The organism is Enterococcus sp. ZQ21 (assembly GCF_030053755.1).
GTDB classification, from domain to species: Bacteria; Bacillota; Bacilli; order Lactobacillales; family Enterococcaceae; genus Enterococcus_B; species Enterococcus_B lactis.
In genome coordinates, this window is sequence record NZ_CP125659.1 from 99,542 (window position 1) to 125,906 (window position 26,365).

26 protein-coding genes and 2 pseudogenes are annotated in these 26,365 nt (G+C 36.9%); 18 read left to right on the forward strand and 10 right to left on the reverse strand.

The features are described 5' to 3' along the window. The first annotated feature begins 221 nt into the window (after nt 1-221). On the forward strand, nt 222-1,247 hold the full coding sequence (locus QK255_RS13170; protein ID WP_002293560.1) for a saccharopine dehydrogenase NADP-binding domain-containing protein: 1,026 nt from the start codon (nt 222-224) through the stop codon (nt 1,245-1,247). 30 nt (nt 1,248-1,277) lie between these two features. On the opposite strand, the gene QK255_RS13175 is transcribed toward QK255_RS13170, so the two are convergent. Beyond that, nucleotides 1,278-2,237 carry an IS30-like element IS6770 family transposase gene (locus QK255_RS13175; RefSeq protein WP_002293280.1) on the reverse strand — a complete coding sequence of 320 codons (960 nt, stop codon included), beginning with the start codon at nt 2,235-2,237 and terminating at the stop codon, nt 1,278-1,280. Between the two features lie 362 nt (nt 2,238-2,599). Between QK255_RS13175 and QK255_RS13180 the strand changes: the two genes are divergently transcribed. Beyond that, entirely contained in the window at nt 2,600-2,743 is a 144-nt protein-coding gene (locus tag QK255_RS13180) for a hypothetical protein (protein ID WP_002342396.1), read from the forward strand. 553 nt (nt 2,744-3,296) lie between these two features. Here the strand turns inward: QK255_RS13180 and QK255_RS13185 are convergent. Continuing rightward, on the reverse strand, nt 3,297-3,425 hold the full coding sequence (locus QK255_RS13185; protein ID WP_002316733.1) for a hypothetical protein: 129 nt from the start codon (nt 3,423-3,425) through the stop codon (nt 3,297-3,299). 339 nt (nt 3,426-3,764) lie between these two features. Continuing rightward, nucleotides 3,765-4,394 (reverse strand): LysR family transcriptional regulator substrate-binding protein, encoded by a 630-nt coding sequence (locus tag QK255_RS13190; protein ID WP_002342395.1) that lies wholly within the window; start codon nt 4,392-4,394, stop codon nt 3,765-3,767. Nucleotides 4,395-4,506: 112 nt separating this feature from the next. Between QK255_RS13190 and QK255_RS13195 the strand changes: the two are divergent. Continuing rightward, nucleotides 4,507-5,187: pseudogene (locus QK255_RS13195) on the forward strand (IS6-like element ISS1N family transposase). A 126-nt stretch (nt 5,188-5,313) separates the two neighbouring features. On the opposite strand, the gene QK255_RS13200 reads toward QK255_RS13195, so the two are convergent. Genes QK255_RS13200 through mdxK form a run of 3 tightly spaced genes read right to left on the reverse strand, consistent with a single transcriptional unit; the run spans nt 5,314 to nt 9,293 of the window. Then, nucleotides 5,314-6,348, reverse strand: a complete 1,035-nt coding sequence (locus QK255_RS13200; RefSeq protein ID WP_002328396.1) for an aldose epimerase family protein — start codon at nt 6,346-6,348, stop codon at nt 5,314-5,316. Next, entirely contained in the window at nt 6,341-7,006 is a 666-nt protein-coding gene (gene pgmB, locus QK255_RS13205) for a beta-phosphoglucomutase (protein WP_002342393.1), read from the reverse strand. The genes QK255_RS13200 and pgmB overlap by 8 nt, the downstream gene beginning before the upstream one ends. Next, nucleotides 6,999-9,293 (reverse strand): maltose phosphorylase MdxK, encoded by a 2,295-nt coding sequence (mdxK, locus tag QK255_RS13210; protein WP_002291308.1) that lies wholly within the window; start codon nt 9,291-9,293, stop codon nt 6,999-7,001. The genes pgmB and mdxK overlap by 8 nt, the downstream gene beginning before the upstream one ends. Before the next feature lie 280 nt (nt 9,294-9,573). On the opposite strand from mdxK, the gene QK255_RS13215 reads away from it, so the two are divergent. Next, nucleotides 9,574-11,736 carry a PTS transporter subunit IIBC gene (locus QK255_RS13215; protein ID WP_002342392.1) on the forward strand — a complete coding sequence of 721 codons (2,163 nt, stop codon included), beginning with the start codon at nt 9,574-9,576 and terminating at the stop codon, nt 11,734-11,736. A 212-nt stretch (nt 11,737-11,948) separates the two neighbouring features. Then, the gene (locus QK255_RS13220; RefSeq protein WP_002342391.1) at nt 11,949-12,773 is read left to right on the forward strand and encodes an endonuclease/exonuclease/phosphatase family protein; all 825 of its coding nucleotides are present in this window, start codon (nt 11,949-11,951) and stop codon (nt 12,771-12,773) included. Between the two features lie 320 nt (nt 12,774-13,093). Here the strand turns inward: QK255_RS13220 and QK255_RS13225 are convergent, their stop codons facing one another. Next, on the reverse strand, nt 13,094-13,255 hold the full coding sequence (locus QK255_RS13225; RefSeq protein WP_002291320.1) for a hypothetical protein: 162 nt from the start codon (nt 13,253-13,255) through the stop codon (nt 13,094-13,096). 66 nt (nt 13,256-13,321) lie between these two features. Between QK255_RS13225 and QK255_RS13230 the strand changes: the two genes are divergently transcribed. The 9 genes and pseudogenes from QK255_RS13230 (at nt 13,322) to QK255_RS13270 (ending at nt 21,389) form a co-directional block, all read left to right on the forward strand. Further along, a complete protein-coding gene (locus QK255_RS13230; RefSeq protein ID WP_002291321.1) occupies nt 13,322-13,633 on the forward strand; it encodes a PadR family transcriptional regulator in 312 nt (103 codons plus the stop codon). 11 nt (nt 13,634-13,644) lie between these two features. Further along, nucleotides 13,645-14,283 (forward strand): DUF2812 domain-containing protein, encoded by a 639-nt coding sequence (locus QK255_RS13235; protein ID WP_081140264.1) that lies wholly within the window; start codon nt 13,645-13,647, stop codon nt 14,281-14,283. Nucleotides 14,284-14,353: 70 nt separating this feature from the next. Beyond that, nucleotides 14,354-15,544: an IS256 family transposase gene (locus tag QK255_RS13240; protein WP_002333328.1), complete on the forward strand. Its 1,191-nt coding sequence runs from the start codon at nt 14,354-14,356 to the stop codon at nt 15,542-15,544. A 535-nt stretch (nt 15,545-16,079) separates the two neighbouring features. Then, nucleotides 16,080-16,652: a Dps family protein gene (locus QK255_RS13245; RefSeq protein WP_002292150.1), complete on the forward strand. Its 573-nt coding sequence runs from the start codon at nt 16,080-16,082 to the stop codon at nt 16,650-16,652. 144 nt (nt 16,653-16,796) lie between these two features. Continuing rightward, nucleotides 16,797-17,501: a Crp/Fnr family transcriptional regulator gene (locus QK255_RS13250; RefSeq protein ID WP_002320186.1), complete on the forward strand. Its 705-nt coding sequence runs from the start codon at nt 16,797-16,799 to the stop codon at nt 17,499-17,501. Nucleotides 17,502-17,728: 227 nt separating this feature from the next. Beyond that, nucleotides 17,729-18,067 (forward strand): hypothetical protein, encoded by a 339-nt coding sequence (locus QK255_RS13255; protein WP_002320187.1) that lies wholly within the window; start codon nt 17,729-17,731, stop codon nt 18,065-18,067. Beyond that, a pseudogene (gene lgt / locus QK255_RS13260) lies at nt 18,052-18,907 on the forward strand (prolipoprotein diacylglyceryl transferase). Before QK255_RS13255 ends, lgt begins: the two are co-directional and overlap by 16 nt. Before the next feature lie 146 nt (nt 18,908-19,053). Next, a complete protein-coding gene (locus tag QK255_RS13265) occupies nt 19,054-19,287 on the forward strand; it encodes a heavy-metal-associated domain-containing protein (RefSeq protein ID WP_283341630.1) in 234 nt (77 codons plus the stop codon). A gap of 197 nt (nt 19,288-19,484) precedes the next feature. Next, the gene (locus tag QK255_RS13270) at nt 19,485-21,389 is read left to right on the forward strand and encodes a heavy metal translocating P-type ATPase (protein ID WP_283341631.1); all 1,905 of its coding nucleotides are present in this window, start codon (nt 19,485-19,487) and stop codon (nt 21,387-21,389) included. Nucleotides 21,390-21,536: 147 nt separating this feature from the next. Here the strand turns inward: QK255_RS13270 and QK255_RS13275 are convergent, their stop codons facing one another. From QK255_RS13275 to QK255_RS13285, 3 genes are all read right to left on the reverse strand, one after another. Then, nucleotides 21,537-22,496, reverse strand: a complete 960-nt coding sequence (locus tag QK255_RS13275) for an IS30-like element IS6770 family transposase (RefSeq protein ID WP_002293280.1) — start codon at nt 22,494-22,496, stop codon at nt 21,537-21,539. Between the two features lie 230 nt (nt 22,497-22,726). Next, on the reverse strand, nt 22,727-22,963 hold the full coding sequence (locus tag QK255_RS13280) for a helix-turn-helix transcriptional regulator (protein WP_002329962.1): 237 nt from the start codon (nt 22,961-22,963) through the stop codon (nt 22,727-22,729). Next, nucleotides 22,960-23,268: a DUF6442 family protein gene (locus QK255_RS13285; protein ID WP_010728593.1), complete on the reverse strand. Its 309-nt coding sequence runs from the start codon at nt 23,266-23,268 to the stop codon at nt 22,960-22,962. Before QK255_RS13285 ends, QK255_RS13280 begins: the two co-directional genes overlap by 4 nt. Before the next feature lie 209 nt (nt 23,269-23,477). On the opposite strand from QK255_RS13285, the gene QK255_RS13290 reads away from it, so the two are divergent. The 4 genes from QK255_RS13290 (at nt 23,478) to QK255_RS13305 (ending at nt 26,332) form a co-directional block, all read left to right on the forward strand. Continuing rightward, entirely contained in the window at nt 23,478-23,840 is a 363-nt protein-coding gene (locus tag QK255_RS13290; RefSeq protein WP_002341318.1) for an ArsR/SmtB family transcription factor, read from the forward strand. 16 nt (nt 23,841-23,856) lie between these two features. Further along, nucleotides 23,857-24,492 (forward strand): CadD family cadmium resistance transporter, encoded by a 636-nt coding sequence (locus tag QK255_RS13295; protein WP_283341632.1) that lies wholly within the window; start codon nt 23,857-23,859, stop codon nt 24,490-24,492. Nucleotides 24,493-24,565: 73 nt separating this feature from the next. After that, nucleotides 24,566-25,525 carry an IS30-like element IS6770 family transposase gene (locus QK255_RS13300; RefSeq protein ID WP_002293280.1) on the forward strand — a complete coding sequence of 320 codons (960 nt, stop codon included), beginning with the start codon at nt 24,566-24,568 and terminating at the stop codon, nt 25,523-25,525. A 255-nt stretch (nt 25,526-25,780) separates the two neighbouring features. After that, complete coding sequence (locus QK255_RS13305; protein ID WP_047927362.1) at nt 25,781-26,332, forward strand: tyrosine-type recombinase/integrase; 552 nt, start codon at nt 25,781-25,783, stop codon at nt 26,330-26,332. Nucleotides 26,333-26,365 lie beyond the last annotated feature (33 nt).

Here is a 26,365-nt window from a genome sequence, read left to right on the forward strand (position 1 = left end):
CTAAATACAAAATTTTCAAATAAAAATATTTCAAGCTCTATCGTTGACGAATGTAAACGATACTTATAAAGTAATAGAAATTGATTACATTTGTAAACTTAAAATGGTTAATTTATCTCACATAAAACTAAGAATAAAATAATGATTAAAAGTGGTTAGTTTTTATACGATTTAGCCTATCGGTAAAAATGAATTAACTTGGTAGATAAAGGAGAAGAAAGATGAAGACGATAGCAGTAGTTGGCGGTCATGGACAGGTTGGAAAAGGTAATGTTAGAGAGTTAACAAATCATGGGTATTTCGTTGTTTTAATGGGAAGAAATTTAAAAAAAATGGAAGTATTTGCCCAAGAATTTTTACCCATTCTAGAACAGAGTGAAGTAGACTTGAATAAATTTGTTATTCCTGAAAAACTTGCTGATCTTGATATGGTAATTGTTTGTTTGGACCAAACGGATACCCAGTTTGTCGAACAATGTCAAAAATTAGGAATTGATTATTTGGATATCAGTGCCAATAGTGATTTTTTGAAAAAAGTTAATTTGCTACCCATTCCTGAAAAAAGCAAGAGAGTCATTGGTTTAGGGTTAGCACCTGGTGTTACCAACTTAGCCGCGGCCGCGTACACTAAGAAAGAGCCATCTGCTCAAATGATAGTAATTGATGTCCTTTTAGGAATAGGTGATCGTCACGGTGAAGCAGCAGTAAGATGGACCTTTGAGCAATTAAATCGTACGTATATACATCCTAAATGGGCACAACCAATTGAAAATTTTGTCTATAGTCGAAAAACGGATTTTGGACCACCATTTGGGAAGCGTCGCAGTGCTAACTTTGGCTTTGCCGATCAGCATTTACTTTTTTCTGCAGATCCTTCACGCAATTATGTAACATTTCTCGGTTTGGATCAAAATTGGTTGACTGCATTGTTAAGAACAATAAAAAAAGTTGGACTAGCAAGACTTTTTAAAAATCCAAGAGTAATAAAGAGCCCCGTATGGTTCATGAAACGAGGATTAGTCGGAGATCGTTCTTTTGTTGTAAAAGTATCAAATGGACAAGTTAAAGATCCTGAAAAAATTGTTCTCTTTGGAGAAGAAGAAGCAAAAATGACTGCAGAAATCGCGGTATTTGTTGCGAACAAAATTTTAATAGAGACATTACCAAATGGGCATTACCATTTAACAGAACTAACTACCATGTCGGAGATACTAAGTCAGCTTCCACGTTTATCAGCCACAGAATAAATTGAAAAACTTTTTACACTATATGATTTGTCAAATTAAGCTAGAATAAAATGCTTCTTGTACATAGCTCAAAAATATTTCGATTGGTGTTCTGTAATTCAATGATTTTCTTGGAATATGATTACGTTGATTGCTGACACTGGAAATAAATGTCTGATTCACTTCTCTAAAATCCATTGATTTCGGCAGTCCATTACGACGCAGAATCCCGTTAGAATTCTCGTTTAATGGGCGTTGAGAAGGTGTTCCAGGGTCCGCAAAATATATATCAATATCATGTTGGTTACTAATGGCTTTCCAGTTAGAAAATTCTTTTCCACAGTCAAACGTAATAGATTTAAAGAAGTTTTTAGGGAAGCGAGAAAACCATTGATTAAGGGCAGTTTCAATATCTAATGCCTTACGGCCGTTGGGTTTAATCGTGATAATGACTTTAGATAATCTTTCAACTAAAGTAATGACGGCACTTTTATGATGAATGCCAACGATCGTATCACCTTCAAGGTGACCAAACTCAGAATTGAAATCAGGATAATTATCAGGTCGATCATGGATTGAGCGCTGATACTGTTGTTTTCCCCGTTTTTCCTGATGGCCATTGGGTTTTCTTTTACCTTTCATCGGTAGTGTGTCAATATCAAATATTCCTTTAGAAAATAAACGATAAAGTGTTCTCATACCGCATGAAACAGGCCTTTCTTTTCGCCCGATAATGACGTCAGGCGTCCAACCAAGAGTGACTTTCTCTTTAATGTAATCTACTTCATGAGCAGGTAATTGAATGACTTTTCTCCCACATTTTTTCTTATTTTCTTTATACTGGTGCCAATAATCAAGAGCAGTCTTGCCTTGCTTGAACTTATTGACTACATTATAAATAGTTTGTATAGCACGTCCCATTCGGTTAGCGATTTCAACCGGCTTATTATGTTGAAGATAATATGATTCTATCATTGTCAGTTCGTCTATGGTAAGATGTTTGTAGGTCATTTATGGTTACACTCCTTTGTTTTCTTTCGTCGGAAATACAATTTGAGTGTACCATAAATGCCTTTTTATTTTTCTAACTTAATTTTACAATTCGCGCTATGAAAAATGGAAACAAGCTTCTCTAATTTGTTAAAATTATTCTTTTATTCTATCATTTCAACAAATATGTTGTAGTATGCAATAGCTTTTTTAGATTAAATTATAGTATTTAATTTTTTCTATAGTAATAAAATTCTATATCAACCAGATTACAATAATAGTTCTTGCTGTGACAGATATCGACCTTATATTGCGAGACACTTATACTTAAAACGAATTGGATGTGAAGTTACTTGATTGAAAGAGAAGAAGCTGAGGAAATAATGAAAAAATATAATCGCAGCTATGGAGAATTTGAAGAAAAGGCTACTCGAGAAGAGTTTATGACTGTTTTACAGTGGGTAGCTGAAGAATCTAATCGGAAACAGCGAAAGATTGCGGGATTGGATAAAGAGGAAGAGCAGTAGGCAAAAGCCCACTGTTCTTCTTAGTAAAAATGCCTAAAAAGGAAGTAAATGAATTTTAAATTGTAATCCTAAAATCTGTTTTACAAGAAGCTACTGATAGTGAGTATCTAGTACAAATAATATTTAAAAAAGACCGACTACATCATAAATTGAAGTAGTCGGCTTTTGTGTGCAATACTAAGGCTATTTAAGTGTTCTTCAAATTATATAACTTTATTTTGTATCATAATGAGAATAAATCTCCCATAGAACGTCATAGGTAATTAAAAATATGAAAATGCCATATGTTAAGAATAGCTTTTTCTTTGAAGACTATCTTTTTTTATTAGATAAATAAAATTGTTGCAACAAACAGTATAGTTTTTACCGTTTGAATAATTCTCTTATCGAAAGAAAGAGTAAAAGGATAAACAAGAAGATCCCTAAACTGTTTAATAATAATTTTGGGATTGAAAGGTTTGTGCTGAAATTATGGATACCTAATAGAATAAAGCATGAAAAAATAATAGTTGATACTATAAGTCCTTTGGATTTGTTTTTAGTAGACATATCATTAGACCCTAGCAGCTTCAAAATCAATACTAGCTAGTCCTTCGCTGATAGCTCCTGCAACACAGTTAACAGCTTCGTTTCTTTCAACTTGTTTCATTTCTACTAATAGTATTTTTTTTATATTTTGCATGTTGATCACACTCCCTTTTTGATAATACTATTATATTAAACTCGATACTGATTGTGGTAAAAAAATCGTAAATCGCTATTTTTTTGTCTTATAGCAGTTTTTTTAGACTTGCTTATAGGAAAATATTTGTATTGGTGAAATAATTTTAGTGAAGTGTGATTAGTATATAAATTTCTTTTGGAATAGTTTCGGATAAACTCAATCTTGTTATAAGTAATTATTATGATCGGTAGTGGTCAGGTAATGATATTAGGCTCTATCTCGTATTTTATCAAAATAGTCTGAAAACGATTTGATTTTATGATTGTAAATATATTTTGAGCTAAGACTTTTGATGAATTATTCAAAAAATAAAAGATCTAGAAATTTTTTACTAGCTAAAGATAAATTTTTTTCTTCTTTGTATGCAATCCCTATTTTTCTATATAATGGAACATCTAAATCTAAAATTGTTAGATCATATTGTACACGTTGTAAAATTAATTCCGGAAGTATACTAACACCTAATCCTTTTTCAACCATGGCCATAATTGCATAATCATCCCAAGTAGTGAAATTAATATCAGGTGAAAAGTCCATCGTTTCAAATAATGTAGTGATATTGGAGTTTCCATTTTTATCTAAGAGAATAAAAGGTAACCCAGAGAGATCATTGAGTGAAACAGAATCTTTCTTTTCTAAAAAGTGGTTCTTCGGTACTATAACTTTGAAATCATCTTGATGTATAAATTGCGTACTTAATTTTGGCAGTGTGGGCAATCTTAGAAATCCAAAATCTACCCTACCAGTAAGAATCCAATGTTCGATTTCATCATGATCTCCAAGTAATAATTCAAATTTTATATTTGGATATTTATTTTGGAAATTTAAGATAAGTTGAGGTAGCCAATGCGTAGCCACACTTGAAAAGGTCCCAATTCTAATTACGCCAAATTTAATGCCGTTCAGTTCTTCTAGCTTTCTCTGCATAGATTCATATTCGTCAAATAAATTTTTTACATATGGATAGGTTCTGTTGCAAAGTTTTCCAAAAAATCTATTTTAGTGTAAAATTGAGAAAAAAGACAGAGAGGACAGAGTAATGAATCATTTTAAAGGCAAACAATTCAAAAAAGACGTCATTATTGTCGCTGTTGGTTACTACCTGCGTTACAATCTAAGCTATCGTGAAGTTCAGGAATTGTGATATGATCGTGGAATAAATGTTTGTCATACTACGATTTATCGTTGGGTACAAGAGTACAGCAAAGTCCTCTATTATCTTTGGAAGAAGAAAAATAGACAATCCTTCTATTCATGGAAAATGGACGAAACCTATATCAAAATTAAGGGATGTTGGCATTATCTTTATCGTGCAATTGATGCGGACGGCTTAACCTTAGATATCTGGTTACGAAAGAAACGGGATACGCAAGCAGCCTATGCTTTCTTAAAACGACTCCATAAACAGTTTGGTGAGCCGAAAGCAATTGTGACCGATAAAGCACCTTCTCTTGGCTCCGCCTTTAGAAAGTTACAGAGTGTGGGTTTATATACTAAGACAGAGCACCGAACTGTGAAGTATCTTAACAATTTAATAGAACAAGACCATCGACCTATTAAACGACGAAATAAATTTTATCAAAGTCTCCGTACAGCCTCTTCCACGATTAAGGGCATGGAGACCATTCGAGGAATATATAAAAAGAACCGAAGAAATGGAACGCTCTTCGGCTTTTCGGTGTCTACTGAAATCAAGGTATTAATGGGAATAACAGCCTAAGATATTTAGAGTTCAGAGAGGGCGCGTTTGATTTTCAAACTTCGCAACAGAACCCCATAATTTAAACACCTTTCTTCTAAATAAAAATCTCTTCTTTTCTGAGCTATTCGTAATCAAAACAAGCAACTATTGAGTATTTGCTATCTGTTCATTCGGTAAAATAGTAAACTGATAGGTCGTATGGTTGACCTTTTCTTGACCAGGGTACAAAGCGATCGAACCGAGTTCAGGTAAATGGACTAGATCCGGAAATTCTTGTGGCTCGATGGCTAAACCATAGTTTGAATGCATATGTTTCCCGTTGATCATAAAATCAGCTTCAAAACCAGTCGTAGAAAATAATACCACACTTCTATTTGTTGTTGCTATAGACAACTGGCGTCCAGATTGTTTTTCTGAAAGACACAGCACCTTTTTTGAACGTTTCGGTGTAGTAAGAACAAAAACGTCATCAAGTCCTTCTGGATAAGCGTTGAGAATTTCTTCGATTGTATGTGGTTTCTTGAAATTGATCGGTAAATCCGCTTGAGTGATTTGTTCGCCTGTTGGTAGTTTATCTTCATCTAATACCAATAGACTTTCTGCTTGGACAGCCAGTTCATGTGTATCAATGTCACATTTACCATTCCCAGAAAGGTTGAAATAGGCATGATTGGTTGGATTGCAGATCGTCTCGACGGGACTGTTCGTTTTTGTGATCATTTCCAGGCTATTCGCAGTTAGCTGATACGTGATCGTTGCTGTGATAGGACCAGGATAATCGGAAAAAGTGTCTTGTAAATAAAAGACAACGCCGATCGACTGTGGATTTTTGAACACTTCGACATCCCAATATTGGAAAGACCATCCATTTGTTCCTCCGTGGATATGGTGGTTGCCAGCGTTTTTTTCAAGTTGATGATTTCCCCATGTAGCATTTCGGATTCTGCCTGCTACGGGACCGACTGTGGCTCCAAAGAAACTTTCATCGGTTAAAACATCTGAAAGTTCATCATAAGAAAGTAAGACGTTTTCTAAATGTCCTTTGTTATCTGGAGCAAAGATTTGGTGAAGTCTAGCGCCATAATTTAGAAGAACGACGGTCAATTCGTCGTTCTTCAATGTGATTTTTTTTAATTCAGTGTTGGGGATAGGAGTCACTGAAATAGAAGGTTCAGGCATTTGGCTGCCACGTTTTTTTCAAGTAATCGAAAGTCAATGAAGCTGTATCAGGTACGATTGGAATATCCTCCCCAAGATCTTCTGAACGTCCTACGCCGATAGGTTGCGCACCACTAGCAATGATCGCAGCGATTCCAGCTTTTGCATCCTCGATTCCGATGCAGTCACGAGGGGTCAAACCGATTTCTTTCGCAGCAAGTAGAAAAATATCTGGTGCAGGCTTTCCATTAGCGACTTTTGCCGGATCAGCAATCGCATCAAAGTAGCTTTCTAGACCCATCTTGGCAAGTAGGAAAGGGCCATTTTTGCTTGCAGATGCTAGTGCAATCTTGATATTGTTTGCCCGTAAGTCTTTTAATAATTCTAAAATCCCTGGAAAAACATCTTTTGGTGTGATCGATTGGATCATTTCAAGATAATAATCATTTTTTCTTTTCGCTAATTCGAGAAATTCTGTTTTTGAGAATTGCTCTTCTTTTTTTCCGTGAGCAAGAAGGAGAGTCAGAGAATCTTCTCTGCTTAAACCCTTCAATTGTTCGTTGAATGACCGATCTAAGGGAATACCGATCTCATCACCTAGCTTTTTCCAAGCACGGTAATGGAATTCAGCGGTATCTGTAATGACCCCATCTAAGTCGAATAATACACCTTTAAACATTCGCTTCACCTTCTCGTAATGGAATAGTCAAATGATCAGTAAGGACATACGCTTTTTCGTAGACTTCTAGCGGTAATGCTTCGCCAGATAAGAGGTTCAATGTTACCTGTTCATTTGAAACGGCGACAAATAACAAGCGGTCGCGATAATTGATATGGAATGAATAAGCAGACCATGTTTTAGGCAAGAATGGTGCAAATCTTAATTGTTCATGATCTGTCTTCATTTGCGCGAATCCTTGTACGATAGCAAGCCAACTTCCGGTCATTGAAGTGATGTGTAAGCCATCCTCTGTATCATTGTTATAGTTATCTAAATCTAAACGAGCAGTGCGTTGATACATTTCAACAGCTTTATCTTCCATGCCTAGTTCAGCAGCTAAAATAGCATGGATACTAGGAGATAGGGAAGACTCATGGACAGTCATTGGCTCGTAAAAATCAAAGTTGCGTTGTTTTTCTTCTTTTGTAAATGAATCATTGAAGAAGTAGATACCTTGTAAAACGTCTGCTTGTTTAATGAAGCAAGAACGAAGGATCTTGTCCCATGACCAATGCTGATTCAATGGCAATTCACTTGCGGATAGTTCCGCTACTGGTTTGAGATCTTTGTCTAAGAAAGTATCGTGTTGAACAAAAATCCCTAATTCTTCATCTACTGGGAAGTACATATTTTCAGCAATTTCTTGCCAATGTGCCAATTCATCGTCGCTGATTTTAGCAGTGCTCTCTTCTTTGAACTTCAAATAATTTTCTCGTGTGTAACGTAGTACCCAACAAGCAATCGTATTCGTGTACCAATTGTTGTTGATATTATTCTCATATTCGTTCGGTCCTGTAACCCCGTGGATCATATATTGATTGTTTCGTTTAGAAAAATGGACTCGGTCTGCCCAAAAGCGAGCGATTTCTGCTAAGACTTCTAAACCTTCATTTTTTAAATAGTCGATGTCGCCAGTGTAGTTAGTATAATTATAAATAGCGTAGGCAATTGCGCCATTTCGATGGATTTCTTCAAAGGTGATTTCCCATTCATTGTGGCATTCGACACCTGTGAAAGTGACCATTGGATATAACGCGCCCTTTAGCCCTTGCTGTTGTGCATTATGGATTGCTTGTGGCAATTGGTTATGGCGGTACTTCAAGAGATTCTTAGTGACTTCAGGTTTCGCTAAAGCGAGGTACAGAGGCACTGCATAGGCTTCAGTATCCCAGTAAGTTGCACCACCATATTTTTCGCCAGTGAAGCCTTTTGGTCCAATATTCAAACGTTCATCTTCGCCATAATAAGTAGAAAATAGCTGGAAGAGGTTGAAACGGATTCCTTGTTGTGCTTCATCGTCTCCTTCAATGACTACATCTGCCAATTCCCATCGTTTAGACCAAGCGGCTGTTTGCTCCTCTTTTGCTTGGGGATAGTGAACGTTCAATTCGTTGAATTCTTTAAAGAGATGTGTCGCTTGTTGCGCTTCAGGGATATCTCGGCTTGTGAAAATCAATACTTCTTTGTCGATAAGAAGTGTTTCATTTTCATTTAAGTCAAAGGTGAATGAACCTTCGATTGCTAAGGTGCCCTCTTGGTAGCTTGGCGTATATAATTTTCCATCAACGTAGTGGCGCATCCCAGCGGTCACTGTAAATTGTTCGATCTCAAAATTATTCGGGATCGTTTTAGTCGTTAAGTACGCTATTTCTTCCTTGACGCCATGATCGATGTCATTCCAAAAGTGTTCATCGTAATTGCTGTCTTCGTTTTGGACATTGCCATCTAGCTTAGAAATAACTTTTACAGTTCCATTTCCTTCCAACATTTCAATGGTTAAGCGAATATAAGCGGCTTCATTTTTGACAATACTTAAAAAGCGCTCGAATGAAAGACGAACTTTGTTTGATGGGGTAGTGACTGTATAACTACGTGTCAAAACACCGTTTTTCATGTTTAATTCCCAATAAAAATCTTCAGTAGTAAGTGTAGCTAGATCAATCAGCTGATCATCGATAAAAAGATCCATAGCGATAAAATCGACTGCATTGATTACTTTTCCAAAATATTCAGGGTAGCCGTTTTTCCACCAGCCAACACGTGTTTTGTCAGGGTACCAAACACCTGCTAAATAGGTTCCTTGGTGATGATCACCAGAATATGCTTCTTCAAAATTTCCGCGCATACCCATATATCCGTTACCGATACTGGTCAATGATTCTTGCAAGCGTAAATTTTCTTTATCTAATTTATTCGTGCTGATTTTCCAAGGGTCGATCTGAAATAACCGTTTAATTTGTTTCATTGTTCTCCTCCTAGACGTTGTCGTTTATACGTCCATAATAAACGCAACCGATTGCGTAAGTCAACTAGAAAAGTGAAATTAAATTTTGAAGTGGATGAAAAAACAAAACAAAAGCGATTGTATCAATATTTACTACTATAATATGAACAGAAATAATGTATAAAGAACGATTGGGTACTTACAGAAAAATCATAAAAATACGAAATAAAGCATTTACAAAAAAAGAAATACACGCTATAATAACTAACAACGAAACCGATTGCACAAAGGAGACGAGGAAATGAAAAAAATATTTAGCTTTGAGTTTTGGCAAAAATTTGGAAAGGCTTTAATGGTCGTTGTGGCAGTTATGCCAGCGGCAGGTTTGATGATCAGTATCGGTAAATCGATTCCGTTGATCAATCCTGATCTTGCACCTTTAGTTACAACGGGTGGCGTGATCGAAAATATTGGTTGGGCAATTATCGGAAATTTACATCTTTTATTTGCACTAGCGATAGGTGGTAGTTGGGCAAAAGAACGAGCAGGGGGAGCATTCGCTGCGGGGATCTCATTTATATTGATCAATCGGATCACAGGAGCAATTTTTGGTGTGACTAATGAGATGTTGGCAAATGAAGACGCATTTACGCATACCTTGTTTGGCACGAAAATCATGGTTAAAGGGTTCTTTACCAGTGTATTAGAAGCACCAGCACTAAATATGGGGGTATTTGTTGGGATTATTGCAGGGTTCGTTGGGGCGATGGCCTATAATAAATATTACAATTATCGTAAATTACCTGACGCATTATCGTTCTTTAATGGAAAAAGATTTGTTCCTTTTGTAGTTATTTTGTGGTCAACGATTGTTGCATTGATTCTTGCTATTGTATGGCCGAATGTCCAAGCAGGGATCAATAACTTTGGATTGTGGATTGCAGAGTCAAAAGAAAGCGCTCCGATTTTAGCACCATTCCTATATGGTACATTGGAACGTCTATTGTTACCATTTGGCTTACATCACATGTTGACGATCCCAATCAATTATACGCAGCTGGGTGGTACCTATGAGATATTATCTGGTGCGCAAGCGGGAACACAAGTATTTGGACAAGATCCTTTATGGTTGGCGTGGGCGACTGATTTGGTCAACTTGAAAGGCGCCGGCGACATGTCGCAATATGAATTCGTATTGACGAACTGGACACCTGCTCGTTTTAAAGTGGGACAAATGATTGGTTCTTCCGGTATCTTGATGGGATTAGCACTAGCGATGTACCGTAATGTTGATCCAGACAAAAAGTCTAAATATAAATCAATGTATTTTTCAGCAGCACTTGCAGTTTTCTTAACAGGTGTAACCGAACCATTAGAGTTCATGTTCATGTTTGCAGCTGTACCTCTTTACATTGTTTATTCTGTGATCCAAGGGGCAGCTTTTGCAATGGCAGATATTCTACCTTTACGTGTCCATTCATTTGGGAACATTGAACTATTGACACGTACACCATTAGCGATCAAAGCAGGATTAGGTATCGACTTGCTCAATTTTGTTATCTGTGTCATATTATTTGGAGTATTGACGTATTTTGTGGCAAACTTTTTGATCAAAAAATTCAATTATGCTACACCAGGACGTAATGGGAACTATGATAACGACAGTGAAGAAACGCCGTCAGGTTCTGCAACTAATGCAGATCAACAAATCATTAAGATCATCCATTTGTTAGGCGGAAAAGAAAACATCAAGGATGTAGATGCTTGTATGACTCGTTTACGTGTCAGCGTCGAGGATCCTGGGAAAGTCGGTTCAGAAGAAGAATGGAAACGTGCTGGAGCGATGGGCTTGATCGTTAAGGACAAAGGTGTGCAAGCCGTGTATGGACCAAAAGCGGATGTGTTGAAATCGGATATTGAAGATTTACTACAATCAGGCGCTGATATTCCAGAGCCAACAGTTGAGGCAACAAATAAAAATGAGAAGAATGAAGAGAAACATGTTTTAGGTATCGAAAAAGAATTATTCACTGTAGCAACTGGTGAGGTAATTGCTTTAACAGATGTGAATGATCCAGTCTTTTCACAAAAGATGATGGGTGATGGCTTTGCTGTCATTCCTGCCACCGGAGAAGTGACGGCACCACTTTCTGGTAAAATCGTGAGTGTCTTCCCAACCAAGCATGCAATTGGCATGCAAACAGCAGAAGGAGCAGATGTTTTGATCCATATGGGACTGGATACTGTTCATATGAGCCAGCCAGCGTTTGAGATCTTAGTTTCTGAAGGCCAAGAAGTAGTAGCAGGAACAACGATTGCTCAGATGAATCTAGATGCAATCAAGAACGAAGGGAAAGAAACGACGATCATAGTAGTCTTTACAGATGACAAAGTCAATGGGCTGACCATCAATAAATTAGGAGACACTGAACGAGGAACAGTGATCGGGAAAATAAACTTGTAAAGAATCACAGAAGTTCATGTGTGTATTTCATATCGAAAGAATGTGTTCGATGTGTGTAACTCCTAGAAGTAAGCCGATAATCCCGAAATTGCTTTTCCTATTTCAGGGATTATTGGCTTATTTTTTGAATAAACTACTTTGGGATCTTTACCTATATGGATCCAGAAGGTGGGAGCAATGTTTCGACCCATCCCATTAAGAAGGAGAATTATATGAAAATAATGACGTTGAATACGCATAGTTGGTTAGAAGAGGAACCACAAGAAAAATTAAAACAGATCGCTCAAAAAATCTGTCATGAACAATATGATGTGATCGCATTGCAAGAAGTCAATCAAACGATGGACGCAAAACGACTAACCAGTGAGCAGCTGAAGAATTTTAGTCAGGTGCAGGAACAAACGCCTGTCCGCTCGGATAACTTTGCCTATTGCTTGATCCAGCTCTTAGCAGAACAAGGTGAAACTTACTATTGGAGTTGGGAAATGAGTCATATCGGCTATGCTATCTATGAGGAAGGCAATGCGCTTCTTTCCAAACAACCACTAACTAGTCAAACGCACCTAGTCTCCGAAACAAAAGAAAAAGAGGATTACCATACTCGAAAAATATTAGTAGGTCAAACCTCTGTCAAAACACAATGTATTACTGTAGCAAGTTGTCATTTTTCTTGGTGGGTAGATGAAAAAAGCGGATTTGCATTTGAGTGGAAAGAATTAGAAGCAAGTTTAGCGCCTCTTACAACACCACTGTATCTATTAGGGGATTTCAACAATCCTGCTGAAGGCAGCGGGTACGATTTAGTGGCAAAAAGTCAGTTGCCTATTCGTGATGCTTATACAATCGCGCAAAAAAAACAAGCTGAAGCAACGATCGAAAAGAGAATCGATGGCTGGGAAAACAATAAAGAGGGGCTACGTGTCGACTATATTTATGTACCACAAGATTGCTTTGTTACAAGTTATCAACGTATTTTTGACGGGGAAAATGGCCCGATTGTCAGTGATCATTATGGGGTAGCAGTCACGTTGGAGTGAAGAGAAACGAAGGAATATTGTCACAATAAGAATATGGGACAAATCTAAAAATCAGGTTTGCTACAGACTCTCGAATAAACGACGGGAGCAGAAGCAACTCCTTCTTAAATAAGCCGAAATGAACAAAAATTTGAAAAGCAATTTTCGTTCATTTCTTCTTATTTCTCAGAGTTAAACACTTCTGTCCTAACCTCTCTCAAATAAACGACGTCCGAAAGGCAGGTTTTTCGGAAATTTAAAAAAAACGAGCAATACAAAAAATGTATTGTTCGTTTTTTCTCTAATTTCTCATAAACGATTTTTGTCTCGACCTCATTTTTTTATGAATGTATCCGACTTCTAATAAACATGATGAATAAAATCAGCCAACCAATGAAGGTCAACCCGATGATGAAATAAAAGAAGAGCGGCAAGTCATAATATAAGGTGATCTCATTGATACCATTATGCTGTTTGACGATTGGCGTACCGATGTCTGTCAATTCATATACTATGTATATAGTTAAGCTTTATATAATGGAACTGTATATTAAGAGGAGTGTCTTTATATGATTAGAAATCCATATTTACCTTTAACTGAAACAACTTTTTATATTCTGCTAGTTTTAACTACACCTGCTCATGGATATGCTATTATTCAAGAAATTGATAAGTTAAGCGAGGGATCAGTTAAGGTAGCTGCTGGAACTATGTACGGAGCGATTGAAAATTTACTTAAACTTAATTGGATAGAAGAAATTCCAAGTAGGGAAAAAAGAAGAAGAGTTTACAAAATTACTGATCTGGGAGAAGAAGTCTTAAGACTAGAAATAGAACGTCTAGGAAGTTTGATTAAGCTATCTTCTGATTTTGGATATTAGGAGGAGATAACATGAAAAAATTTAGAATTTTCTTATCCTTAAAAAAAAAAGAAGAATGGATTAATTCTATACAAGAAGAAGGTTATAGGTTAGTTTCTGTTAGTTCAGTGGTGCCTATATATACTTTTGAAAAATTGGCTAGTAAAGAAAAGTTTATTCCTTATGTGCGCCTTGATTTTAGAGAAAAAAGTATGGGAAAAATAAAATATGAAGATTATGTAACATTGTTTTCTGATAGTGGTTGGAAACTAATAAAGGGAAGTCGTTCTGGTGGCGCTCAGTATTTTCAGCAAGAATATCCTGATGTAACAAGGGACATATTTTCTGACACTGATTCTCAAGAAAGTGTAAAGAAAAGATATGTAAAATATGGTTATACTTATGGAACTCTATTTTTATTGTATTTCTTTATTTTTTTTAGTAGTAATTCTTGGAATTTGGATAAGATATTGAACTTTAAATCATGGTATTTTACCCAAGGTTTATGGGAAATGGAGGGTATGTGGTTTTGGAAAGCGTTCATTTTTGAAACTCCGTTTGTTTTACTCCGTGTATTACCGTTATTTTTCTTTCTGTTTTTGGGTATCTATTATCTTTTACGTTCACTTATAAATGATGATTCAACAGTGATAACAAAATATTTTGTGTAAATAGAAAAAAGGAAGTCCCTTGTGTAGAATAGAGTTACCACAACACATTCACAGAAAAGAGGACTTCCATATGAACGATTTTACTACAGAAATTCTAAAGACTCTAGCGAACAAAGGCGATTTGAATGAATTATTCCGTGTCCATTTGGAAAAAGCTGTCAATACGCTTCTCAAAACGGAGTTAACGGCTTTCCTCGATTACGAAAAGTACGATCGCATTGGTTTTAACACGGGTAATTCTCGTAACGGCTCCTATGACCGTACAGTCAAGACCGAGTACGGGGAACTTCATCTCCAGATTCCGCGCGACCGCAATGGTGAGTTCAAGCAACAGACTGTTCCTGCTTATAGACGGACGAATGACACGTTAGAGGAGACCGTCATTCACCTCTTCCGAAAAGGTATTACCATGTCGGAAATCGCAGACTTGATTGAGAAAATGTATGGGCATCACTACACGCCCCAAACCATGTCCAATATAACAAAATCATTTACAGAAGAGGTAACGGCGTTTAAAGGGCGGGAGCTTCATGACCGTTATGCTGCTATTTATATGGACGCAACGTATATTCCGTTAAAGCGGAAAACCGTCGCCAAGGAAGCTATTCATATCGCAGTTGGCATTCGCCCGGACGGATCAAAGGAAGTATTGAGCTATGCGATTGCACCGACTGAATCCATCACGATTTGGGAGGAAATTTTATTGGACCTTCAAGAGCGCGGTTTGAAAAATGTCCTCCTGTTCATCACGGATGGCTTAAAGGGGATGGTAGGAGCGATTAGTCGGTTCTACCCCAAAGCCCGTTTTCAACATTGCTGTGTGCACGTTTCCCGTAATATTGTTCACAAAGTATGTGTCAAAGATCGAAAAGAAATCTGTGATGATTTTAAGGCTGTTTATCAAGCTAGCTCAAAGGAAGAGGCAAATACCTTTTTAGGGAGTATGATTGAGAAGTGGCAGAAAACTTATCCTAAAGTGACGCAGTCACTGATAAAAAATCAAGATTTATTGACTTTTTATGAGTTTCCGCCTGGTATCCGCCGAAGCATTTACTCAACTAATTTAATCGAATCTTTCAATAAACAAATCAAGAAATACAGCCACCGCAAGGAACAGTTCCAAAATGAAGAGTCGATGGAACGTTTCTTAGTCTCGTCTTTTGATACTTACAACCAAAAATTCCTAGGTCGCAGTCATAAAGGTTTCCAACAGGCCGAAGGCGAGCTCGAACAAATGCTGAGTCAACCGATGGAGAATTAGAAACAATCTACAGTAGGGAAGAACCATTTACACAAAATTATTGACGCTCCCAAGCTAAAACTCCTATTAATCGATCTACTAAAAATAAATAAAAAAATTCTTTTCAATTTTTATTTATGGTGTGACATAAATAAAGTAAAGTTATTCTTCTAGGTTAATCTTATTAATGCTCTTTCTCACTAGTGTTGCATGCAACACTAGTGAGAAAGAGTATTAAATATACTGCAAGGTAAGACATTTGGTAATTGAAGAATAACAAGCAAAAAAATAGCAGTCAGGTCTCTTGACAAAGTATAGTTGCTATTCTTTTTTTAGGCCCTACTTTAATGAAATTTTTGTTTGGAGGGGACGACTTCATTCCTTTGATTATTTCAGTTGAATTTAATAGAGAAGCCTGGCGTCTATTAAGAAATACTTTTCTTGATGAGCGTCAATTTTTTTAACGGAAATCTATCCTATACTAAATTCAGTAAAGAAAAAGGAGGAATCAAAGAAAGCTATTTTAAACAAACCAAAATTATAGGAGGAATAAATCATGACTGAAAATAAAGCTACTCAAGAAAGAACACCCCAAGAAAGATTGCAAGAAGAACAAGAACACAAGGAACATGTTCATCATACGAAAATTAATGCAGCGGCCATTGCGGATCATCTTTTAGGCAACATGCATACATTACATGTGAAACTGCACCAATATCACTGGTATGTAAAAGGAGCCAATTTCTTTACGTTGCATGAAAAATTTGAAGAGTTGTATAACGAAAATGAAAAATGGTTCGACAAACTTGCGGAGCGTCTAATTACTTCTGGGCATAAACCTGCTTCGACAACGGTTGAATTTGAAAAATATTCGATGCTTTCGGAAGATGCAGTTAATAAATACGCTAAAGCAGAAGACATGGTTGAAAATATTATCGAGGACTTCAGAAGCACTCGTGACCTAACTATTCGCGCGATTCGTTTAGCTCAAGACGAGGGTGACGATGCTTTAGAAGATACATTGATTGCTTTTAAAAATGACTTAGACAAGAACATTTGGATGCTGCAAGCGTTCATTGGTAAAGAAGCATTAGAAGATGATGACGCTCTTGATGAGGATGAAGATTAAGGTAAAGGTAGAAGCTGATTTAGGGATTGGAATTCTTTCCAGTCCTTTTTCCATTTTCTTGATGTGCATCAATTTTTTTGTAGTAAGAGACTTATATAATAAAAGCAGCGAATATAAACAAAATAAATAAAGGGGGAGAATGAATTGACTAAACATACCCATCATGAAATTGGCGACCACGCAGCCTGTATCCGCTTGGTTCCAATATTCAATCACTTAGAGGATAGCGCGATGAATTACATTGCTGAAAAAGCCCACACGAAACAGTATCAAAAAGGAGAGTTTCTGTTTCGTTCACAAGAAAAAGAGGATACTTTATATATTATCAATCGTGGGAAAATCCGTATTTATCGATTGGCAGACTCTGGCAAAGAGCAGCTAGTGCGGATCTTGAGCCCTGGTGATTTCACCGGAGAATGGACCTTGTTCAACCCGGATGCAGTACACGAGGAATATGCCGAAGCAACCCGAGATACCGTTGTCTGTATGATTCAGCAAAAAGATGTCCAAGATTTTCTGGAACAATACCCAGCTATTTCTTTAAAACTATTGGCGGAAATGTCTAAACGGTTAGAAAGTTCAGAACGTCAAACGACACAAGTAGCCGTGGAGAGTGTCATTACCCGTTTAGTTTTGTTTTTGGCAGAAAATGTGGAACCTGAAATGGGCAACTCTCCCACCATCACCCTGCCGATGGCAAAAAAGGACATTGCTTCCTATTTAGGAACGACACCTGAGACCATCAGTCGCAAATTTGGAGAATTGGAGGACGAGGGATTGATTCAACAGCTGTCTGGGAAAAGGATCAAGATTCAGGATTTAGATGATTTATTGCTTTACAGCGAATAATCGGACACACTTTTTTCTACACGTTGGTGTTCTGTCGCTCTTCATTAACAACGGGACAGAACTCAGTGCTTTTGCTTCCATCTGTCCGTTTTTGGCTTTTTTAAGACAGAACGACCTTCATTCATTGGAAAAATAAAAGCACAAACATGATAACCCTCAAGTTTTTTTGTTTTATTTTTCTTTAAGATAGGGTTGTCGAACAAAACGTAAAAATAAGTAGGGTGAATGTGCATTGTTTTTGGGTGATAGTTGCCATCACGTTGTCAGCAGCGGGTGCATTCTTTGTCGTCCCTTTCACCAAGAACACGATTGGCGGCGAAGCAAAAACGTCTAACGTTGTTGAGGCAGATAGGTTAGCTATGGAAAAAGAAGAGGAAGTTGTAAAAGGAGCCGGCGTAATCGGACACGGAAAAGTGGCGTATTACGAAGCGAGTGACCAGGGAGATAAAAGTGTATTCACTGTTTGGTTTCCATGGAGCTTAGCCGGAATCTTGTTCAACATCACCATGACTAGAATGACGCGAAAAATTGAAGAAATGGAGCAAATAGAATGGGATTCGTATTAGGCGTTTTGAATCCCCATGTGGTGGAGATTGGTTCTGTTGTGATTCATTGGTATGGAGTCATTATTGCAGCGGGCATATTAGCGGCTCTCCAGTTGAGCACCAAGGAAGCAAAGAAAAAAGGACTGGAAGAGGATACCATTATCGATATGGCCTTATGGGCAATTCCGATTGGACTCCTCGGCGCTCGGCTTTATTATGTGTTATTTGAACTTGGTTATTATCTGCAAAATCCAGGACAAATCCTTGCGATTTGGAATGGCGGTATTGCGATTTATGGGGGATTGATTGCAGGAGGGGGTACGCTATATTGGTATGCAAAGAAAAAAGGTACTTCTTTGGCACTCGTTCTTGATATTTTAGCGCCCAATGTATTGTTAGCCCAGTCCATTGGTCGTTGGGTCAATTTTATGAATCAGGAAGCTCATGGTGGGCCGGTTACTCGTCAATTCTTGGAAAATCTTTATTTACCTGAATTTATCATTTGAACAAATGAATATCAATGGTACCTACTACCATCCGACTTTTTTATACGAGTCATTGTGGAGTTTGTTGGGCTTTGTCCTCATCGTCACTATACGGAACCGAAAACAGCTTTTGCGTCAAGGAGAAGTCGCTTTGAGTTACGTTTTGTGGTACTCAGTGGGTCGGTTCTTCATTGAAGGTATGCGAACGGACAGTTTATGGATTGGCGAGTGGATCCGCGTTTCGCAAGCCTTGTCTCTGGCCCTGTTTATTGGCGCAATTGTAGTATAGTTTATACGCAGACAAGATTATCCACCAATTTCTTATTATTCTGATGGCAATAAGGGGCAGAAAAAGACTATTAAGATGGTGAATTGAGCAAAAAGATAAAAAGAAGTGCAAAACTTGATATGCGTCAATTTTCGTTTGCTAAAAGTGAGCTATATTACAGTTGTAAAGAGGAAAAGGCAGTGTTCATTAATCTGCTGCCTATAAAATAAAAACACATAAAGGAGATAGGAATTATGGAAAAAGCTATATTGCAATTAGAAACGTTGTCTTGTCCAAGTTGTATGCAAAAAATTGAAGGTGCTGTAAAATCAGTTAACGGTATTGATAAAGACAGCCTTAAAGTATTATTCAACTCCAGCAAAGTCAAAGTCAATTTTGATTCAGCTGTCACTTCGATTGAAGAGATTCAAAAAGCTATCGAAAACGTAGGCTATCCGGTCCTTAAAGCAAAAGTCAAGGCCGCTTAACAGATTAAATGAACTAGGCAATTCTGGAAGAAAAGCTATTTTTTCAGGATTGCTTTTTTTGTTGCAATCCGATTCGAGGTGCTTAGAAACGATAAAAGAGAACTTTCTAAACTTGATGTCAGTCAATTAATTACTTAGGCAATTATTTTATATTATGTTTATCAATAAAAGAGAAATTAAATTTGGAGGGAAAAAGCATGCAACAATATATATTAAGCAAGAAAAATGTTATCACCGTCATCAGTGGATTGTTAATCGTACTCGGTTTCTTCAGTCACTTTGTTTTAGAAAACGTAGGACTTTCAGAGTGGTCTTTGATCATCGCCTCTGTCTTTGGGATTACGCCAATTGCCATTCAAGCGTTTCAAGCAATGAAAGTCAAAGTCATCAGTATTGATGTCTTAGTCAGTATTGCAGCGATTGGTGCGCTTTTTATTCAAAATTATGAAGAATCGGCTATTGTCACGTTCTTATTCTTATTCGGACACTACTTGGAACAACGAACATTGAACCAAACGCGATCTGCTATCAAAGAATTGACTGAAATGGCACCCGAAAGCGCCTTGAAACAAATGGATAATGGCGAATTTGAAGAAGTAGACGTGGATGATATAGATGAAGGGGATATCTTACTCGTTAAAACGGGTGCGAAAGTTCCAGTAGATGGCATAGTCCTTACGGGTGAAGGGCATATCAATGAAGCTAGCATTACAGGGGAAGCTGTTCCGGTCAATAAGCAAGCTGATGCAGAAGTTTTTGCAGGAACCATTTTAGAAAACGGAACGATTCAAATCAGAGCTGACCGAGTTGGTGAGGACACCACATTTGGTAAAATTATTGAACTCGTGGAAGAAGCACAAGATTCTAAATCCGAAGCAGAACGGTTCATTGATCGCTTTTCTAAATACTACACACCAGCTGTCTTGGTTCTGGCAATTGTTGTATGGGCGTTCAGTCAAAATATTGAGTTAGCAATCACCATCTTGGTTCTAGGTTGCCCAGGCGCATTAGTTATCGGAGTGCCTGTCTCAAACGTTGCCGGTATTGGGAATGGTGCTCGTAACGGTGTTCTTTTAAAAGGGAGTGAAGTCATTCAAGACTTCAGCAATGTGGATACAATTGTATTTGATAAGACAGGTACTTTAACTGTCGGAAACCCAACCGTTGCAGCGACTGAACTGTATGAAAAAGATTCTGCTGAAACGCTTGGCTATCTGGCCAGTGTGGAACGGGAATCAGATCATCCATTAGCAAAAGCGATCTTAAATCAAATTGGAGAAACAAACTTTTATCCTGTTGAAGAAACTGAAGTCGTGAAAGGCGGCGGAATCGTTTCAAGTATAGCTGGACATAGAGTGGCTGTTGGGAATGTGGCCTTGATGGAAAAAGAAAATGTCACTCTTAGCAAAAAAGTGCAAAAAGATGTCAAACGGTTTGAACAACAAGGGAACTCTCTCGTTTTGACAGCGGTCGACGGTGAATTAAAAGTACTGATGGGCATTCGCGATCAAGTCCGTCCGGGTGTGAAAGCTAATTTGCAGGAATTAAAAGACTTGGGCGTGAAAAATCTAGTCGTTCTTTCAGGAGATAACCAAGGAACCGTTGATGTGGTCGCCGGCGAACTTGGTTTGACCGAAGCTCACGGCCACATGTTGCCGGAAGACAAATCGGCTTATATCGGAAAACTTCAACAACGTGGTCAAATTGTAGCCTTTGTTGGAGATGGCGTTAACGATAGTCCGTCCTTAGCTTTAGCAGACATTGGAATCGCAATGGGAAGCGGAACGGACGTAGCGATTGAAACATCCGATGTCGTTTTAATGAACTCGAACTTCAGCAACTTGCCTCACGCATTAGGATTAGTAAAAGCCACCGCAAATAATATGAAACAAAATATCGTGATTTCAATTGGAGTAGTGTTGGTCTTGTTGACCAGCGTCTTCTTCAGCGAATGGATGAATATGTCTATCGGAATGTTGGTTCATGAAGGTAGTATCTTGGTGGTAATTTTCAATGGCATGAGATTAATGAAGTATAAGTTGAAAGGTCGAAAAGAACAAAAAGAAGTATCAGCACCTGCAGAGAAAGTAAAAATATCTTAAGAATAAATTAGAAGAGGCTGAGACAATAGTCCATCCTTGAAATGACAAAAGCGGAAACTCAGATTTTTAAATCTGGGATTTTCCGCTTTTTTGAGTTCTTGAAAAAAAATAAGAGTATAGAGTATGCTCTTTATAAAATATGATTTGTCAAATTAAGCTAGAATAAAATGCTTCTTGTACATAGCTCAAAAATATTTCGATTGGTGTTCTGTAATTCAATGATTTTCTTGGAATATGATTACGTTGATTGCTGACACTGGAAATAAATGTCTGATTCACTTCTCTAAAATCCATTGATTTCGGCAGTCCATTACGACGCAGAATCCCGTTAGAATTCTCGTTTAATGGGCGTTGAGAAGGTGTTCCAGGGTCCGCAAAATATATATCAATATCATGTTGGTTACTAATGGCTTTCCAGTTAGAAAATTCTTTTCCACAGTCAAACGTAATAGATTTAAAGAAGTTTTTAGGGAAGCGAGAAAACCATTGATTAAGGGCAGTTTCAATATCTAATGCCTTACGGCCGTTGGGTTTAATCGTGATAATGACTTTAGATAATCTTTCAACTAAAGTAATGACGGCACTTTTATGATGAATGCCAACGATCGTATCACCTTCAAGGTGACCAAACTCAGAATTGAAATCAGGATAATTATCAGGTCGATCATGGATTGAGCGCTGGTACTGTTGTTTTCCCCTTTTTTCCTGATGGCCATTGGGTTTTCTTTTACCTTTCATCGGTAGTGTGTCAATATCAAATATTCCTTTAGAAAATAAACGATAAAGTGTTCTCATACCGCATGAAACAGGCCTTTCTTTTCGCCCGATAATGACGTCAGGCGTCCAACCAAGAGTGACTTTCTCTTTAATGTAATCTACTTCATGAGCAGGTAATTGAATGACTTTTCTCCCACATTTTTTCTTATTTTCTTTATACTGGTGCCAATAATCAAGAGCAGTCTTGCCTTGCTTGAACTTATTGACTACATTATAAATAGTTTGTATAGCACGTCCCATTCGGTTAGCGATTTCAACCGGCTTATTATGTTGAAGATAATATGATTCTATCATTGTCAGTTCGTCTATGGTAAGATGTTTGTAGGTCATTTATGGTTACACTCCTTTGTTTTCTTTCGTCGGAAATACAATTTGAGTGTACCATAAATGCCTTTTTATTTTTCTAACTTAATTTTACAATTCGCGAAATTAATTTTCGTGTAAATGATTAAAAAATCTAATAATAAAATTTAAATTCCTATTAAGTTGTAACACATGAAATTACATAGAATCGTGTATCTAGAAATTTGTATTAACAAGGTTCTTTAATTTTTTTATATTTAATCAAAGTAGAACAACTCTTCAAATTTTTTATCTAAAGCGATACATAATATCAATGCTAATTTTGCTGTAGGAACAAACACACATCTCTCTATTGAACCAATCGTATTTCTAGAAACACCGATCATATCTGCGAGTTGTTGTTGAGAAAGCCCTAATTCTCTACGGGTGTCCTTTAAATGATTTTTCAGTACTAAATCTGTCTCTTCTGAATAATTTTTATCTTGTTTACTCATATTGTTTCGATCACATACCAAACTAAGAACGCAATTCCAATAAAACCAGTAACAATACCATATACCAAGGTATCTTTTTCTTTCGTTTGCTTATAACGATTAAAGCTATGAAAAGATAAAAAAGATAATGGGATTGCACCAGTATCTCCAAACGGCAAATTCATATATATTTTATAGATAGTTATAAGCATGATTAACATAGCCATAGCAAAGAAACCTTTCTCATCACTCATATTATTGATATGGTCGTTGCCTTCATCTTTTTTTTCATTTCGGTAACTGTTTAATATCTTTTCTTTTTTCATAATTATCCTCCTTTTATAATGACAAGTTTATTTGTCTGAATAAAGAATAACTCAGACAAGTACGCTTGTCAATGCTGCTCTTTATTTGAACAATCTTTTGATACATGAAATTGCTTATAATAGTGTATTGGAATTAAGGTAGATTGACAAACGAGTGATCAAATAGATATACTTCATTCAAACAATCGTTTGAATGTGAGGTGAGATGAATGGAAAAAGTTTGCCAAGTGACTATCGTACATAAAGAAAAAGTAAATGTAATAAAAAATAAATTGGATCAAAAAGATTTTTCAAACTTACTTGTGTTAGGGAAATGTTTCAGCGATTCTTCTAGAATTAAAATTTTCTATGCTTTAGAAACCTATAAGGAAATGTGTGTATGTGATTTAGCAGAAATACTTACTGCTAGTGTCGCTACAACGTCACACCATTTACGTTTTTTAAAAAAACATGGAATGGCAAAATCACGTCAAGATGGAAAAGTAGTTTATTACTCTTTAGCGAATGAAGACATCCTTTCCGCTATTCGTGTTTTTTTTAAGTTATCAGAAAATCTATCTATGAAATCTTAGTTTGGAGGAAGTTATTTTGTTACAAAGTATTTTTTCAGCTATCGCTGTTTATATTTCTACCAGTATTGATTATTTGTTTATCTTGCTCATTATCTTTTCTCAAAGCCACACACAAAAAGGTATTCGTCACATTTTTTGGGGTCAATATCTTGGAACAGGTATTTTGGTAGCCGTAAGTTTGTTTGCTGCTTATGTGCTAAATTTTATTCCGCAAGATTGGATCATTGGACTTCTTGGATTAATTCCAATTTATTTAGGTATTCGTGTCGCTGTGATAGGTGAAGAGGAGGAAGAAGAAGAGGAAGTCGTTGAAAAGTTAGAATCTAGAGGAACCAGTTGGTTATTTTGGACTGTCGCCTTAATAACCATTGCGTCAGGTGGCGATAATTTAGGCATTTATATTCCTTACTTTACTTCGTTAGCCTTTTCAGAAATTGTTATTACTTTAATCGTATTTGCTTTCTCTGTTGCAATTCTTTGCTATGTCAGTTATAAATTAGCAAAAATTTCCTTTGTTTCCGAAACATTAGAAAAATATGAACGAATCATTGTTCCTATAGTGTTTATTGGTTTAGGAATTTATATATTGATCGAAAATGGTACGATTCAAACTTTATTAAGTTTATTTACGCGAATTGTAAAATTAAGTTAGAAAAATAAAAAGGCATTTATGGTACACTCAAATTGTATTTCCGACGAAAGAAAACAAAGGAGTGTAACCATAAATGACCTACAAACATCTTACCATAGACGAACTGACAATGATAGAATCATATTATCTTCAACATAATAAGCCGGTTGAAATCGCTAACCGAATGGGACGTGCTATACAAACTATTTATAATGTAGTCAATAAGTTCAAGCAAGGCAAGACTGCTCTTGATTATTGGCACCAGTATAAAGAAAATAAGAAAAAATGTGGGAGAAAAGTCATTCAATTACCTGCTCATGAAGTAGATTACATTAAAGAGAAAGTCACTCTTGGTTGGACGCCTGACGTCATTATCGGGCGAAAAGAAAGGCCTGTTTCATGCGGTATGAGAACACTTTATCGTTTATTTTCTAAAGGAATATTTGATATTGACACACTACCGATGAAAGGTAAAAGAAAACCCAATGGCCATCAGGAAAAACGGGGAAAACAACAGTATCAGCGCTCAATCCATGATCGACCTGATAATTATCCTGATTTCAATTCTGAGTTTGGTCACCTTGAAGGTGATACGATCGTTGGCATTCATCATAAAAGTGCCGTCATTACTTTAGTTGAAAGATTATCTAAAGTCATTATCACGATTAAACCCAACGGCCGTAAGGCATTAGATATTGAAACTGCCCTTAATCAATGGTTTTCTCGCTTCCCTAAAAACTTCTTTAAATCTATTACGTTTGACTGTGGAAAAGAATTTTCTAACTGGAAAGCCATTAGTAACCAACATGATATTGATATATATTTTGCGGACCCTGGAACACCTTCTCAACGCCCATTAAACGAGAATTCTAACGGGATTCTGCGTCGTAATGGACTGCCGAAATCAATGGATTTTAGAGAAGTGAATCAGACATTTATTTCCAGTGTCAGCAATCAACGTAATCATATTCCAAGAAAATCATTGAATTACAGAACACCAATCGAAATATTTTTGAGCTATGTACAAGAAGCATTTTATTCTAGCTTAATTTGACAAATCATATTAATTAATAAGTAGTTTGACTGTTAGCACAAAAAAAGACAACGAGATTTAATCGATGTCTTTTTTTGTGCTAACAGATTGGCGCATTATCCAAATAGTATCATGCGATACATGAAATTGTATAAAATCATGTATCAAGAATCCTATCCCTATAGGGTTCTTTTTTTTTACCCCCCCTAAACACACGATTTCGTGTTATAATAACTGTAATCATGTATTCGAACAGACTAAAAAGGAGGGATTGTCATGGGCTATAATGTTCAGCCACTACGGTCGCAACAGGAGATTAATGATTTTTTATTTTGCCTGCGACGGAATAAAAATGCGGAACGTGACGTTTTCTTGTTTCTAATTGGAATTAACAGCGGTCTGCGCATGTCCGACATCGTCAAACTCAAGAAAAAAGACGTGATTACCTCAAAAAACCCGCGCATTGTGGAGCAAAAGACAGGGAAAACACGCATTTTATACTTAAGCAGCTTACAGGACTTGATTCACGGCTATACCGCACCCTTAGATCCGGAGGCTTACTTGTTTCCCACTACTAAGGGCGGCCATTTAGAAATCAATACAGTCTACCAGATGTTTCAAAAGGTCGCGAAGCTGTTAGGAAGGGACGATATCGGCACCCACACCCTACGAAAAACCTTTGGTTACCACTGTTACAAGAAAACCAAAGACGTGGCCACCTTAATGGAAATCTTTGGTCACAGCAGCGAGAAGATTACCAAACGCTACATCGGAATTAATGAAGATGAAATCAGTGAAACGTTATTAAATTTTCGGTTAGGTTTTTGATTGTATTAAGGTTCTGTTGCAAAGTTTTAAATA

Bases quoted from the DNA above. Each gene is read 5' to 3' on its own strand.
- QK255_RS13170 (WP_002293560.1), top strand. From the start codon at position 222: ATGAAGACGATAGCAGTAGTTGGCGGTCATGGACAGGTTGGAAAAGGT.
- QK255_RS13175 (WP_002293280.1), bottom strand. From the start codon at position 2,237: ATGACCTACAAACATCTTACCATAGACGAACTGACAATGATAGAATCA.
- QK255_RS13180 (WP_002342396.1), top strand. From the start codon at position 2,600: ATGAAAAAATATAATCGCAGCTATGGAGAATTTGAAGAAAAGGCTACT.
- QK255_RS13185 (WP_002316733.1), bottom strand. From the start codon at position 3,425: ATGCAAAATATAAAAAAAATACTATTAGTAGAAATGAAACAAGTTGAA.
- QK255_RS13190 (WP_002342395.1), bottom strand. From the start codon at position 4,394: ATGCAGAGAAAGCTAGAAGAACTGAACGGCATTAAATTTGGCGTAATT.
- QK255_RS13200 (WP_002328396.1), bottom strand. From the start codon at position 6,348: ATGCCTGAACCTTCTATTTCAGTGACTCCTATCCCCAACACTGAATTA.
- pgmB (WP_002342393.1), bottom strand. From the start codon at position 7,006: ATGTTTAAAGGTGTATTATTCGACTTAGATGGGGTCATTACAGATACC.
- mdxK (WP_002291308.1), bottom strand. From the start codon at position 9,293: ATGAAACAAATTAAACGGTTATTTCAGATCGACCCTTGGAAAATCAGC.
- QK255_RS13215 (WP_002342392.1), top strand. From the start codon at position 9,574: ATGAAAAAAATATTTAGCTTTGAGTTTTGGCAAAAATTTGGAAAGGCT.
- QK255_RS13220 (WP_002342391.1), top strand. From the start codon at position 11,949: ATGAAAATAATGACGTTGAATACGCATAGTTGGTTAGAAGAGGAACCA.
- QK255_RS13230 (WP_002291321.1), top strand. From the start codon at position 13,322: ATGATTAGAAATCCATATTTACCTTTAACTGAAACAACTTTTTATATT.
- QK255_RS13235 (WP_081140264.1), top strand. From the start codon at position 13,645: ATGAAAAAATTTAGAATTTTCTTATCCTTAAAAAAAAAAGAAGAATGG.
- QK255_RS13240 (WP_002333328.1), top strand. From the start codon at position 14,354: ATGAACGATTTTACTACAGAAATTCTAAAGACTCTAGCGAACAAAGGC.
- QK255_RS13245 (WP_002292150.1), top strand. From the start codon at position 16,080: ATGACTGAAAATAAAGCTACTCAAGAAAGAACACCCCAAGAAAGATTG.
- QK255_RS13265 (WP_283341630.1), top strand. From the start codon at position 19,054: ATGGAAAAAGCTATATTGCAATTAGAAACGTTGTCTTGTCCAAGTTGT.
- QK255_RS13270 (WP_283341631.1), top strand. From the start codon at position 19,485: ATGCAACAATATATATTAAGCAAGAAAAATGTTATCACCGTCATCAGT.
- QK255_RS13275 (WP_002293280.1), bottom strand. From the start codon at position 22,496: ATGACCTACAAACATCTTACCATAGACGAACTGACAATGATAGAATCA.
- QK255_RS13280 (WP_002329962.1), bottom strand. From the start codon at position 22,963: ATGAGTAAACAAGATAAAAATTATTCAGAAGAGACAGATTTAGTACTG.
- QK255_RS13285 (WP_010728593.1), bottom strand. From the start codon at position 23,268: ATGAAAAAAGAAAAGATATTAAACAGTTACCGAAATGAAAAAAAAGAT.
- QK255_RS13290 (WP_002341318.1), top strand. From the start codon at position 23,478: ATGGAAAAAGTTTGCCAAGTGACTATCGTACATAAAGAAAAAGTAAAT.
- QK255_RS13300 (WP_002293280.1), top strand. From the start codon at position 24,566: ATGACCTACAAACATCTTACCATAGACGAACTGACAATGATAGAATCA.
- QK255_RS13305 (WP_047927362.1), top strand. From the start codon at position 25,781: ATGGGCTATAATGTTCAGCCACTACGGTCGCAACAGGAGATTAATGAT.